This window comes from Caballeronia sp. LjRoot29 (genome assembly GCF_964252755.1).
Lineage (GTDB): Bacteria > Pseudomonadota > Gammaproteobacteria > Burkholderiales > Burkholderiaceae > Caballeronia.
The window spans coordinates 1-12,377 of record NZ_CAXUPU020000050.1; the positions used below are offsets into that span (position 1 = coordinate 1).

Sequence of the window (12,377 nt, forward strand, 5' to 3'; positions counted from 1 at the left end):
ACCCCGACCCCGACCCCGACCCCGACCCCGACCCCGACCCTCATCCCAGACCAATCCCACAACAGCGGCTCAATCTTCAACCGTCGACAACACCTCAAGCGGCATCTTTTTCTCGTGGCTCAACGTGATCGCAGGGACGAAGAGAAGAAACCCGACCGCAAAAATCGCGATCACGAAAATCGATAAAAATGTCAGATGAAGCGACTGATGCAGTACCTGACGGATTGCATCGCTGCTGCCGAGGCTCATTACCTGATTTTGCAGCAGCGCCTTTAACTGGTCCGATGTAACCGCGGCCGCGCCATTCGAATGACCCAGCCCAAAATTGAGCACAGCGCCGAACAAAGTCGCGCCAATCGTGCTGCCGAGATTCCGCGAAAACAGATTCGAGGCCGTCGCGCTCCCGCGCTGCGCAATATCGACTATCTCCTGGATCAGCACAAGCGAACTGACGCTCGACGTCCCCATGCCAAAGCCCATGATGAGCGAACCAAACGCGGCGATCAGCGGAGAGCTTTCCGGCGACAACACGATCAGGAACACCGCGCCTAACGGGATAAACGCACTGCCGCCAATCAAGATGCGCCTAAGCCCGATTCGATGAAACGACTTCGCCGCCAGCGTCGCGCCAACGGGCCACCCGACCATCATCATGGTCAACGCAAGACCGGCAATCACCGGCGAACGATGCAGCACGCCTTGCACGTACATCGGCAGGAATGTGGTTGCACCCATCAGGATCATGCCGGACAGGACGGTCGATCCGTTACACGCGGCTATCGGCCGGCGGCCCCAGAGCGCGAACGAGATCATGGGTTCGGTGGCGCGTTTCTCCTGCATCAGGAAGAACAGCAGGCACAGGATAAAGAATCCGCCCGCGATCAATGCCTTCGTGATGTCGTCATTGCCTGCATACGTCAGCGACATCATCAGTGCAGCAATGGACACCATGAAAAGCGCCGCGCCCGCAAAGTCGATGGACGGTCGCGAGTGCCGCTCCGATTCTTTAAGGAACGCGATGAACCCCGCCGCCGACGCAAGGCCAATGGGCACGTTCATCCAGAAGATCCAGGCCCACGAAAAATCGCGGATGATCAAGCCGCCGACCATCGGTCCGACGACCGCCGAGATGGCCCAGACGCTCGCCAGATAACCCTGCACCTTGCCACGTTCGCGCGCGGGATAGAGGTCGGCGACAATCGTCAGCGTGACCGGCTGGATCGCGCCTGCGCCCACGCCCTGGATCAGCCGGAACACGATCATGGCGGGCATCGACCAGGCGAAACCGGCAAGTATTGAGCCGGCCAGAAAGATGCCGATGCCGATTAGAACAATGGGCTTGCGGCCATACAGGTCCGCGAGTTTGCCGAAGATGACCGTCATGGCGGTCTGCGTCAGCAGGAAGGACGAGAAGACCCAGCTATAGAGATGCAAATCGCCAAGCTGCGAGACGATCTGCGGCATGGCGGTGGAAACGATGGTGGCTTCTATGGCGACCATTGCCATTGAAGCCATGACCGCTGCAATGACAAGCGGACGCGACGTTTGCGGGCTGCGGGACATGGAAATTGTGTATTGGGGGCGCGGACAAAGTCGCAGGATCTTTGCCCCGCGACGCGTGATGGGGTCGCGGCAGCGCGACCATCGAGGAGTATGCGCCTTGATGGAAATGTTCGCTGAGCGTGGATCGTCCTTTAGGCTCCTCTTGAGGTGCCACCCTTAGCAGCGCGACGGTGTTCAATGGCTAAGTAAAGCCTCATCAATCAAGCGCTTTTGTTCGTTCAGCATGTTGTGACACACTTGGATATCCGACGCTAAGGCTTATTTCAATTCAAGGACCCGTCAATGAATTCCACGCCTGTTCCACGTGACCCGGATTCGGCCGCCGCGCGCCTTGAGGCGCTTGGTCTCGTCCTGCCGAAAGTGCCTGCGCCTCGCGGCGCGTTCAAGCCTTTCTCCCGCTCGGGCTCGCTGATCTTCCTCGCGGGGCAGATTTGCGAATGGGAAGGAGAGGTTCGATACGCCGGTCCTGTCGGCACGGAGCAGGACCTTGAAGCAGGGCAGCGGGCGGCGCAAATTTGCGGACTTAACCTGCTCGCTGCACTTCATCTTGCGCTCGATGGCGACCTTGACCGCGTGGTCAGTTGTCATCGGATGGGCGGCTTTGTGTATTGCATGCCGGGTTATCCTGACGTGCCGAAAGTGATCAACGGTGCCTCCGACCTCATGTTCGCGGTGTTCGGCGAACGAGGCCGGCACGCCCGGACCGCGGTCGGCGTGGCGACGCTTCCGGCGGGGGCGTCGGTGGAAGTGGACGCGATCTTTGAAGTCCGCTGATTGTCTTTTATGTTTCAAGGAGTTCCAGTGCACGCTAGCTTGTTGATCACGAATATCCGTCTGCCGGACGGCACCCCCGTAGATATTGCTGTCAGCGGCGGACGGATAGAGGAAATCGGCCCGAACCTGCCGCGCGGCGCCGGCGTCGCGCGTGAAAACGGCCAGGGCGCGCTGGTCCTGCCGGGGTTTGTCGAAGGCCATACGCATCTCGACAAAACCAACTGGGGCTTGCCGTGGTATCGCAACGAAGTGGGTCCAAGGCTTATCGACAGGATCGAGAACGAACGATCATGGCGCGCGAGTTCGGGACACGATGCGGGCGCGCAATCTCTAGCGCTTGCGCGGGCTTTTCTTGCGGCGGGAACAACGCGCATTAGAACGCATGTGGATATAGACACGGACGCAGGGCTCAGGCATTTGCACGGCGTGCTGGCGACGCGTGAAACGCTGGCCGATGTCATGGAGATACAAATCGTTGCGTTCCCGCAGTCAGGCATGCTACGCCGTCCGGGGACCGACGCGTTGCTAAACGATGCGCTAAAGGCGGGTGCCGACGTGCTCGGTGCGCTGGACCCTGCGCTTATCGACCAGGATCCGGTTACTTCGCTCAATACCACGTTCGAGATTGCGAACCGTCATCAGAAGCCTGTCGATATCCATCTTCACGAGCCCGGCGAGGTAGGCGCGTTCACTTTCAATCTGCTGCTCGACCGAGTGAAGGCGTTGGGCATGCAGGGGCGTGTTGTCGTGAGTCACGCGTTTTGCTTAGGTCAGCTTCCTGATCGCGAGCGCAATACGTTGTTGGCAAGGATCGCGGATCTCGATGTTGCGCTGTTGACTACGGCGCCCCCATCTGTGCCCGTTCCTCCGATGCGCGCTTGCATCGAAGCAGGCGTGACGCTATTTGCCGGCAACGACGGAATACGCGATACGTGGACGCCATTCGGTAAACCCGACATGCTCGAGCGCGCCATGTTCGTCGGCATGCGCTATGACCTTCGCCGCGATGAAGACCTTGCACTTGCGTTCGACTGCGTCAGCACATTGGGTGCGTGGGCGTGCGGGTTCAAGGACTATGGACTGCACGAAGGCGCGCGCGCCGATCTTGTTTTGGTGGACGCTGAAACAGTGGCTGAAGCGGTTGTTTCGCGACCAGTGCGCAAGCTCGTGGTTTCGCGCGGCAGGATTGTTGCACGCGACGGGATTGCATCGATATGAAACTGATTGCCGATCGCCTTTATCTAAGAGATATCGAGCCGTCCGATCTTGACGCAGTGCATGACTATGCCAGCTTGCTCGAGGTCGTGTTGCATCAGGAATGGGGGCCTAACACGATCGAACAGACCAGGGAATTTATAGAAGGCTGTGTGCTGGGGAGTTCGCTGCCCGACAGGAGAACGGTGGAGCTGGCCGCAGTTCTTAACGATGGCAGTCTCATCGGCAGTTACCGGGCGACTTTGTCGGAAGATGAGTCGGAGGCTGAGATTGGCTACTCGCTTCATCCTCGTTATTGGAATCAAGGCTTCGCCACTGAAGCAGCGAAACGGTTGGTCGACTACCTGGTGCGCGAGCGCCACGTGCGGGAGATCTTTGCGACCAGCAGGCCGGAAAATATCGCGTCCATTCATGTGCTGCAGAAACTCGGGATGAGACAGGTGGACCTCTATCGCAAGAACGTGCTGATCAGGGGCGAGTGGCGCGACACGCTGGTATTTTCAGTGAAGGTTTAATAAACGGCACGCCGCGCCCGGCTATATTCCGCCTTCATCTTTACCCCGCTCGGTGTATCCCGTACTTCAGAATCCTTCCAAATTGCCGATATGCACACAGCGGCGCGCGATCCCATGCGCCAGTCGTGAACTGTGCCTCGCATCGGAGAGTAGATTGGACCGTCTCAGTTTGAACACCAAATTATCGCTGGCATTGCTCATCACATGGCTTGGCCTCCTGTTCCTCGGTGGATGGGCCGCGTGGCAGTCTCGCGTAACCATGACCGAAGGTCGCCAGACCGGTGTGCAGAACGTGGTCGAGTCGGCTTACGGCGTGGTTGCGGACTACGCGAAGCAAGTGGACAGCCATCAACTGACACTCGAGCAGGCCCAGGAGCAGGCCAAGGCGAAGCTCGCAGCCATGCGCTTTCCGGGTAGCGGTTACATGATCATCACGACCGCGCGTCCCGTGGTCATCATGCATCCCACGCTGGCCGATCTGCGCATGAAGGATGTAAGCGACTACAAGGATACTGACGGCAAGCTTTTGTTCGTCGAGATGGTCAAGGTCGCCCAGGCCAGCGGACAGGGCTTCGTGCCCTACATGGCGCGCTTGCCGGGTAAAACGGAACATGTGCCGAAGATCAGCTTCGTCAAACGGTTCGCGCCGTGGGACTGGTACCTGATCTCTGGTGTGTACGTGAACGATATCAACGACGCGTTCAAGGTGAACCTTCTCCAATACCTGATCGTGATCCTGTTGATTGGAGGCGTCAGCTCGGCGGCGTTGATATTGATCATCCGTAATGTGAAGCGCAGTCTGGGCGGCGAACCGGCGTATGCCACCAGCGTCGCCGAGGGCATTGCGAACGGCGATCTGTCGCACGATGTCACGCTGGGTGCATCGGATGAAAGCAGCATGTTGTCCGCCATGCAACGCATGCAGCAACGGCTCGCCGATACCGTCCGTCGGATTCGCGGCGGCACTGAAACCATTACCGTTGCCGCTCAGCAGATTGCAGCGGGTAACCACGATCTCTCTGCACGCACTGAGCAGCAGGCGTCGTCGATCAGTGAAACCGCGGCGAGCATGGAGCAGCTTACTGCCACTGTTAAGCAGAACGCAGAGAATGCGCATCAGGCGAACAAGATGGCGGCGAATGCATCGTTGATCGCAAGCGAAGGCGGGACGGCGGTGCAGCAGGTCGTCTTGACGATGCAAAGTATTGCGGCCAGCTCCACGCGCGTGGTCGACATCATCTCGGTGATCGAAGGCATCGCGTTCCAGACAAACATTCTCGCGCTTAACGCGGCCGTCGAGGCGGCGCGTGCGGGCGAGGAAGGGCGCGGTTTTGCTGTCGTGGCAGGCGAGGTGCGTAATCTGGCGCGCCGCAGCGCGGATGCCGCCAAGGAGATCAAGAGCTTGATCGAAGAGTCCACCGGCAAGGTCGATGACGGCAAGGCGCTGGTGGAACGGGCCGGTACGACGATGCACTCGCTGGTGCATGCGGTGCAGCGCGTGACGGATATCATCGGCGAGATTTCGGTGGCGTCCGAGGAGCAGAGCCGCGGCATCGAGCAGGTGAATATAGCCATTGCTCAAATGGACGAAACGACTCAGCAAAACGCAGCCATGGTCGAGGAAGCGACGGCAGCGGCTCAGTCGATGCAAGAGCAAGCGCAGATGCTGCGCGACACCGTTAATGTGTTCCGCTTGGCGAGTGTGTGAAATCGAGCAGGCGCTTTAGAGGCCGGCTTTAGAGGCCGCTTCTAGAGCGCACTTGCAACAGAAGCGCCCGCCTTCGAAGCACATCAAATGACTAAAGCGGCATCGATATAAAATTATAAAAACGGACGTTCGAGCTTTTTCAGTTGCGTCTGCGCTGACGTCCGAAAATCCATTATCGAGCTTATCGTCTGCTCCATATGAATGGAGCGCTCCAATTGTTTGCCAGCGCGTTATCGGATGTCACGCATATTGCAGTGAAGCCCCGACGTCGTCCGTAACCCCGTCGTTTCGAACACGTCGTCAGCACGTTTTGCCAATCATGCACCGGCCCTGTTTATTTTCAAAACATTAACATCGGGCGGATTCGATGGTGTATTTTGGCGGTGACCGTTGCATCATTGAGAGGCGATTTCGCAAAAAACTCCCGGCCTTTAAACCGCATTTTCGATACCCCGACCCCGGGGTCGAATCTACTCAGGCGTTTCCGAGCGTAAAAGGCAGCCCTTTTTACGATGGGTACCACGTTGCTTTGGTACTAAGGGAAAAGCACGCGCAGGTTAAAATCCGATCAGTATTAATATTATCAGTATTACGTACTAGAAGATTAAATGTCTGGAATTGCGAGCGCGGTATGGAGTTCGGATTCGTGTCGTGGATAATTTGTCTTGTCCTACCGATAGAGGGTTAGAAGACGGCTCGCAGGTACATCGCCAATTGCAAGCGTTGGCCGAGAACCTTGGGGCGGAATGTGCCGGCCGAATCCGAGGCCGCAGTCGGTGCTATGAGGTCGCTCATCCTTGCGACTAATTCGTTATACGAAACACTTAATAAAATACCCGGCGGGCCCTGGAATTTTCGTAAAGCAACTTTCATGCAGCAACGATTTCTGCTTCAAAGACGACCCGGCAAGCCGTCGAGAAAGCGTTGCTGGTGGCACAAAAATAGTTACGCGAAGGCCGAAGGGAGTTCTCCATGAGTGAAGCGTGGATGGTGTGCGTCGTTGGTCTGTTAGTGCTCGCGGGCGCGGCCATGATGGTCGTTGCCCACTATCGCCGGGAGCTCCTGCGCAAGCGGTTGCTTCGCCAGATGGATCATCGGCAATGCTGGGAGGTTATGCGTCGCAGGAATTGAGTGTGAGAAGCGCGTGGTCTTTTGCGCCAGGGAGCTCCAATTACCCTTTGTTGAGTCGGTATTGATGTTAATGACAAGTCCCTATGAGTCCCCGTCTTGCGATGCATCGCCGAGTATTACCGTGCGGGCTGCGACGGGCCAACTGAGAGTCGTGTCCGTGTGGCAGGCGTTCGGACCAAGCGCGGCGCAAGCACAGCGGACGAGCGTGCACTGCAAAAAGAACAAGGGCCTGGAAGAAATGACGGTTACGTTTGCTTCCATTTCGCTAGCTGAACTGACGGAAATCATTAGTCGTTTGAACGCCCTGACATGGGTGAGTGCTGCGTCGCTCCGTGTCACGACGGGCAGTAGCTTCCCGGAGCGTGGCCCATCGTGAATAGGGCAGCAGTGCATAGTGTCGCAGTTGAAAACAAGAACTGAGAGGTGACATTCATGAGCGTCGATGACCGTCGTCAACAGGATCTTTCTCACATTGAAAGAATAATTGGCCAACTTGAACGCCAGGCACCGGGCGAACGAGGGATTGCAGAACGAAACCCGGTCACCCGGCCTGATTACTGGCGGGAACGTATCCATGGTCTGGTGGCTTCTTCGGAGACGACCGTTCCAACGATCAAGCACGCTGCTGTCTTATTGGAAAGATTGGCGCGCCTGTCCGAGAGGCTGGAGCAACGCGAAAAACCGCTCACTGCAGGTAAATGATCCTGCCCAAGGGACATCAGTAGGACCCTTCATCAAAAAGTGAGGTTTCACTTGGAAGCGCTTAAGCTGGCGCAGCGTATTCGCACGCGTGCCAATGAACTTTGGAAGCAGGATGGCAGCCTGGAAGGTTGCGCTGACGAATACTGGAGGCAAGCACGACAACTCGTTGAACGCGAAGCGGAGACGGAGGCTGCGAAAATGGGGAGTGAACGTGTCGCCGGTTGGAGCGAACTTGATACTGTGTCGAGGCATGGGAATTGCGAAAAGGACGGCGTGCTTAAGCCTGAATTCGAAGCTACTTAGCTTTGAATCAATGAAATCACTGATCGATGTGGCGCGGAGGCGGATCTAGGCACACACTAATTTTTGCAAGCGCAAAGGTAAGCCCGCGCAGTCGACTCAGGAGTTGCTATGTCTAGCCACAGCTTCGCATCAAATCAAACGGTGTCCAGTCGGCCGGTCAGCAACGCCCTCGCACTCGGGGCAGACGCGCAGCCGTTGCTCAGCCGGACACCGGTGACACTTCGGCACGCTGACTTCGACCAATTTATCGCTGGGAATGGGTTGCCGGTCGTCGTTATTTTTTGGGCGCGATGGTGCAGCGTGTCCAAGGTGATGACATCCTACTTTGGCGCTGGCGCGCGCAGGTTCGGAGGGCAGGCGTTGTTCGCGAAGGTGGAAGCGGCAGATGAATCTCGCCTTGCAGAGCGCTACCAAATCCGCAGCGTCCCAACTATCGTCCTCTTTTGCAACGGCCAAGAAGCAGATCGTCACGATGGTGCCATGAGTGCTGATCAACTGGAGCTGTGGCTGCGCCCTCATCTAGAGATGATGAAGGCGCAGAGACCACTGCCTTGAGAAGCCGCGTCTTGAATTGCTGAATATCAAACACCACCTTTAATGCTTAAGGCAGGTGTCGGCGTTTTTCCACGTGCAGGTGTCAAGACCGGTGTGAATGACCGGCTTCACCGTCTTTCCTTCTGCAAGGTCGCGCATGATCATCGCTGCCTGATAGCCCATTTCCTCAGGCCGCTGTCCGACGAGGACATTGACCTTGTGTTCCTTGAGGGCCTGCAGTTCAGGCCCGAGCGTATCGGCTGAGACGATGACGAACTTGCCGCTCTGGATCTTATCCATGATCGGCGTGACAACTTGCGAATAGGCCTGCGGTGCAAAGAGCGGCCAGCCGCCTTCGAGCACGAAGGCATCGAGACCGGTCGCGTTGGCGGTCAGCGTGTCCTGCATCATCTGATTCGCCTTGGCTGCGTCGTCGTTCACGTAAAGCGGACAGGCGCTGATCTCTTTCCAGCCATTTTCTCCAGCAAGCTTTTGTATTCCCTTCTTACCGGAGAGCGCGTCGCGCGTGCCCTGGGCGCGCTGGTTGATATTCTCGGCTGCCGGATTGCCCATCACGAGGCAGAGATTGCCGCCCTTTGGCATGAGCAACTTCAACTGCTCGCCGAGCCTGACGCCCAACTCGTAATTGTCAGTGCCCACATAGCTCTTGCGCAGCGAAGCATCTTTCGGCAGTAAATCGGCATCGGCGGTGATCACTGGAATCGTCACATTGCGGCGGCGCAACTCTTCAGCTACGGCCGGCGCGTTCGCTGGAGAGATTGCCATTCCCGCCACGCCCTTGGTCAGCAAGTCGTCGATGATCTGCACTTCCGCGGTTTCGTCAGCAGCCGTCGCGGGGCCGGTGTAATAGCAGGTGTAGCCTTGGGCTTTGAGCTCCTTGTTCGCCCGCTCGCAACCTTGATGCATCAGGTCGAAGTAGGGGTTGTCCAGACCCTTTACCACTAGCGCCAGAGTTTTATCGGCTGCATAGGCGGAGGTAGCCAGCATGGCGAGCCCTCCGATCGCAGCGAGACACATCCAAGCTTTTTTCATTATTGCCTCCATGTCGACTGGCGTTAGCGCTTACCGGTTCCATGGCGCTTATTCCGGTCTTATACAAAGTTATTGGCGCCGGCTTTGCGGTGCCGCGTTTGCTCGCACAATTGTCGTAATAGCCGCAACGGAGCGCCGTAATCGAGTTTTGACCGCTCCCGCGGAACCTTGCGTTTCTTAACGAACTCTCGCGTCCGGCAGTTCCGCGTCTCGTCCGGTCGCGCCCCAGGCAGCGGCCAACTCGCATGATTCGGCCGCTGCGTCCGAAGACATTTCAATCGCCTTGCCGCTCACCGCCGAGCCGGTTAAACAGCACCGCGATGATGATGAAAGCACCCACGACCGTTCCCTGCCAGAACGAGTCCACGCCCAGCAGGATCAGGCTGTTGCGGATGACTTCGATAAGTGCCGCGCCCACGACAGTCCCGAAGGCACTGCCGATACCGCCCATGAGATTGGTGCCGCCGATCACCGTTGCCGCAATCACGCGCAATTCGTCGCCTGTGCCAAGGCCTGTGGTCACCGCGCCGAGCCAGCCGACTTCGAGGATTGCCGCAACGCCCGCCATGAGGCCGGCGAGCACATAGACGGAGCAAATGATGCGGCGCACCGGAACACCGGTGAGATTCGCCGCATGGCGGTTGCCGCCGACGGCGAAGACGTAGCGGCCCCAGCGCGTGCACGCAAACGCAAACCAGAAAAGCACGGCGAGCACGATCAGGAACCACACCGGGTTAGCAATGCCGAGGGTCTTGCCGCCGCCGAGCGCAAGGAGTTTGGCGCCGTCGGGACCGAAATCGAAAATGGTTCGGCTGCCAGAGAACACCAGCGCGAGGCTGCGGCCAACGCTCAGCATGCCGAGCGTCACGACGAAGGGCTGCATGTCCAGGTAGGCGATAAGCAGGCCGTTCACGAGGCCGACGATCCCCGCGGTCAGGAGCCCCATGCCGATGCCCACCCAGATCGGATAGCCGGCGTTCATGGTCACCGAGAGGACGATGCCGCTCAAGCCAATCGTCGAGCCTACCGAAATATCGATACCGCCCGTGACGATCACCGCCATCATTCCAAGCGCCACGATGGCGACGAAGGCGAAGTTGCGCGTAACGTTGAAAAGATTCTGCTGCGTTGCAAACGTCGAGGTCACGAACGAGAGCAGGATGCAGGCGATGATCGTTGCAAGCACCACCCAGAACACCTGACTCGCGAGCAGCCCCGTCCAGCGAGTATGAGTCCTCGCGGATTGCGGATCATCAAGCAGTATCGGCGTTGAAGCGGGCCTTTCCGGCGCATCGTTCAATTCGGGTCTCCTTTCCCCACGCATAGCTGCGCAAGGCAGATTCAGGCGGTGGAGATGGCTCCGGTAATGAGGCCAGTCACTTCTTCCGCAGAGGACGCTTCGATCTTCTTGTCCGCGACCTTGCGCCCACGCCGCATGACGACCACGCGGTGGGCGACATCGAAAACATCGGGCATCCGGTGACTAACAAGAATGACCGCGATGCCATGCTCGGACAGACGCCTGATAAGGCTAAGCACCTCCGCCACCTGCCGGACGCTGATCGCTGCCGTGGGCTCGTCCATGATCACGAGCCGCGCGTCGGAGAGGCGCGTGCGAGCGATCGCCACGGCCTGTCGTTGACCGCCTGACATCTGCCTGACGAGGTCTCGCGGGCGCGTCTCGGATTTCAGTTCTTTGAAGAGTTCGCCGGCGCGCCTGTACATGGTCGCGTGATCGAGAATACGGATAGGTCCGAAACCGATCCGTGGCTCGCGACCAAGGAAGACATTGGCAGCTGCCGTTAGGTTATTGCAGAGGGCGAGTTCCTGATAGACGACTTCGATCCCCTGAGCGCGGGCATCGACCGGCTTGCCGAAATGCACTGGTTTACCACTGATGAGAATTTCGCCGTGGGAGGGCGGAAAGTTGCCGGCGATGACTTTCACCAGCGTCGATTTTCCGGCCCCGTTGTCTCCCATCAGGCCGACGACCTGGCCCGGCTCAAGACTGAACGTCACGTCGGTCAGGGCGTGAATGGCGCCGAAGTGTTTGGAAACACCTCTGAGTTCTAAAAGACTCATGGACTGTCGCACTCGCTCCAGTGGTGTCACCCATTTCTTCGGCCGGGCGACCGATAGACATGCTAGTTAAATTTTTATAGCACAACGGTTCCTTTTAGCAAGGCTCGTTCGATTATCCGATTCATCATCGGATGAGTGATTGCTTTGCGGGTCGAATGTGTTGATGGATCTGTAAGGTGTCTTAGGGAAAACGCGCGCTGCTTGGTTAATAGCGCCTCATACCGTGCGTGCTGCAGTGCAGTAAAGAAAGCGTCCGGAGCGTTTCTTCGAGGTGCAGAAATAGTCGCCTGATTCGCCTGCGAACGGATTGCGCCGTCGGGTTCCTGCGAGGCCGCTGAAGGAAAATTGAATGCGGGCATTTGGCGATACCGAAACGTCAGCATTCGACTTCGTTGTGTTTGAGTGATCTTACTAAGGAAACCTACTCAAATAATAGCGTCGAAGTGATTGTCGGGTTGGGCGTTAAGTTGAGGGGCTGGTGCGCAACCGATACCGTGGAAAGTGCATGCATGTGTCCGACCTCGCTTCATCCGGGCAAAGCGCCGATACCCCTCGGGGACCAGGCTGGCTTACCCACGATTGCGTTCCGTTCGAGTTTCTGATATCGGTCGAGCTTGTTTTCACTCTTTAAGAATCCGTATTCGAACCACGGCACCCAAACGCTTCGAGTTGCTAAATTATTGACGGCGGATGAGCTAAACCTTGCATGACAGGATTCTTGTTGATGAAATTATGCAAGCGAGACTTAGGTGCTGCACTTGAATTGCGACGAAGGGTAGGCCCGCCACTGTTACTAA

12 protein-coding genes are annotated in these 12,377 nt (G+C 57.7%); 8 read left to right on the top strand and 4 right to left on the bottom strand.

From position 1 onward, the window contains the following. Positions 1-69 precede the first annotated feature (69 nt). Positions 70-1,563: an MDR family MFS transporter gene (locus ACSQ83_RS33110; RefSeq protein WP_414970318.1), complete on the bottom strand. Its 1,494-nt coding sequence runs from the start codon at positions 1,561-1,563 to the stop codon at positions 70-72. A 282-nt stretch (positions 1,564-1,845) separates the two neighbouring features. Here ACSQ83_RS33110 and ACSQ83_RS33115 point away from each other — a divergent pair, with 282 nt between their 5' ends. The 8 genes from ACSQ83_RS33115 to ACSQ83_RS33150 all read left to right on the top strand — a co-directional run bounded on the left by ACSQ83_RS33115 (position 1,846) and on the right by ACSQ83_RS33150 (position 8,466). Next, positions 1,846-2,337 carry a RidA family protein gene (locus ACSQ83_RS33115; protein ID WP_414949818.1) on the top strand — a complete coding sequence of 164 codons (492 nt, stop codon included), beginning with the start codon at positions 1,846-1,848 and terminating at the stop codon, positions 2,335-2,337. A gap of 9 nt (positions 2,338-2,346) precedes the next feature. After that, on the top strand, positions 2,347-3,555 hold the full coding sequence (locus ACSQ83_RS33120) for an amidohydrolase family protein (protein ID WP_414949820.1): 1,209 nt from the start codon (positions 2,347-2,349) through the stop codon (positions 3,553-3,555). Next, positions 3,552-4,067 (top strand): GNAT family N-acetyltransferase, encoded by a 516-nt coding sequence (locus ACSQ83_RS33125; protein ID WP_436231018.1) that lies wholly within the window; start codon positions 3,552-3,554, stop codon positions 4,065-4,067. Before ACSQ83_RS33120 ends, ACSQ83_RS33125 begins: the two co-directional genes overlap by 4 nt. 154 nt (positions 4,068-4,221) lie before the next feature. After that, positions 4,222-5,775 (top strand): methyl-accepting chemotaxis protein, encoded by a 1,554-nt coding sequence (locus ACSQ83_RS33130; RefSeq protein WP_414970320.1) that lies wholly within the window; start codon positions 4,222-4,224, stop codon positions 5,773-5,775. A gap of 972 nt (positions 5,776-6,747) precedes the next feature. After that, complete coding sequence (locus tag ACSQ83_RS33135; protein WP_414968900.1) at positions 6,748-6,906, top strand: hypothetical protein; 159 nt, start codon at positions 6,748-6,750, stop codon at positions 6,904-6,906. 432 nt (positions 6,907-7,338) lie between these two features. Next, complete coding sequence (locus ACSQ83_RS33140) at positions 7,339-7,608, top strand: hypothetical protein (protein ID WP_414949823.1); 270 nt, start codon at positions 7,339-7,341, stop codon at positions 7,606-7,608. A gap of 39 nt (positions 7,609-7,647) precedes the next feature. Beyond that, positions 7,648-7,911 (top strand): DUF2934 domain-containing protein, encoded by a 264-nt coding sequence (locus ACSQ83_RS33145; RefSeq protein ID WP_414968898.1) that lies wholly within the window; start codon positions 7,648-7,650, stop codon positions 7,909-7,911. Between the two features lie 108 nt (positions 7,912-8,019). Continuing rightward, on the top strand, positions 8,020-8,466 hold the full coding sequence (locus tag ACSQ83_RS33150) for a thioredoxin family protein (protein ID WP_414968897.1): 447 nt from the start codon (positions 8,020-8,022) through the stop codon (positions 8,464-8,466). A 39-nt stretch (positions 8,467-8,505) separates the two neighbouring features. Here ACSQ83_RS33150 and ACSQ83_RS33155 read toward each other — a convergent pair whose 3' ends face one another. The 3 genes from ACSQ83_RS33155 to ACSQ83_RS33165 all read right to left on the bottom strand — a co-directional run bounded on the left by ACSQ83_RS33155 (position 8,506) and on the right by ACSQ83_RS33165 (position 11,580). After that, positions 8,506-9,498 carry a sugar-binding protein gene (locus ACSQ83_RS33155; RefSeq protein ID WP_414949827.1) on the bottom strand — a complete coding sequence of 331 codons (993 nt, stop codon included), beginning with the start codon at positions 9,496-9,498 and terminating at the stop codon, positions 8,506-8,508. A gap of 274 nt (positions 9,499-9,772) precedes the next feature. Further along, entirely contained in the window at positions 9,773-10,798 is a 1,026-nt protein-coding gene (locus ACSQ83_RS33160; RefSeq protein WP_414968896.1) for an ABC transporter permease, read from the bottom strand. Between the two features lie 41 nt (positions 10,799-10,839). Continuing rightward, positions 10,840-11,580, bottom strand: a complete 741-nt coding sequence (locus tag ACSQ83_RS33165) for an ATP-binding cassette domain-containing protein (RefSeq protein WP_436231019.1) — start codon at positions 11,578-11,580, stop codon at positions 10,840-10,842. Positions 11,581-12,377 lie beyond the last annotated feature (797 nt).

Bases quoted from the DNA above. Each gene is read 5' to 3' on its own strand.
- ACSQ83_RS33125 (WP_436231018.1), top strand. From the start codon at position 3,552: ATGAAACTGATTGCCGATCGCCTTTATCTAAGAGATATCGAGCCGTCC.
- ACSQ83_RS33165 (WP_436231019.1), bottom strand. From the start codon at position 11,580: ATGAGTCTTTTAGAACTCAGAGGTGTTTCCAAACACTTCGGCGCCATT.
- ACSQ83_RS33135 (WP_414968900.1), top strand. From the start codon at position 6,748: ATGAGTGAAGCGTGGATGGTGTGCGTCGTTGGTCTGTTAGTGCTCGCG.
- ACSQ83_RS33140 (WP_414949823.1), top strand. From the start codon at position 7,339: ATGAGCGTCGATGACCGTCGTCAACAGGATCTTTCTCACATTGAAAGA.
- ACSQ83_RS33110 (WP_414970318.1), bottom strand. From the start codon at position 1,563: ATGTCCCGCAGCCCGCAAACGTCGCGTCCGCTTGTCATTGCAGCGGTC.
- ACSQ83_RS33150 (WP_414968897.1), top strand. From the start codon at position 8,020: ATGTCTAGCCACAGCTTCGCATCAAATCAAACGGTGTCCAGTCGGCCG.
- ACSQ83_RS33115 (WP_414949818.1), top strand. From the start codon at position 1,846: ATGAATTCCACGCCTGTTCCACGTGACCCGGATTCGGCCGCCGCGCGC.
- ACSQ83_RS33120 (WP_414949820.1), top strand. From the start codon at position 2,347: ATGTTTCAAGGAGTTCCAGTGCACGCTAGCTTGTTGATCACGAATATC.
- ACSQ83_RS33155 (WP_414949827.1), bottom strand. From the start codon at position 9,498: ATGAAAAAAGCTTGGATGTGTCTCGCTGCGATCGGAGGGCTCGCCATG.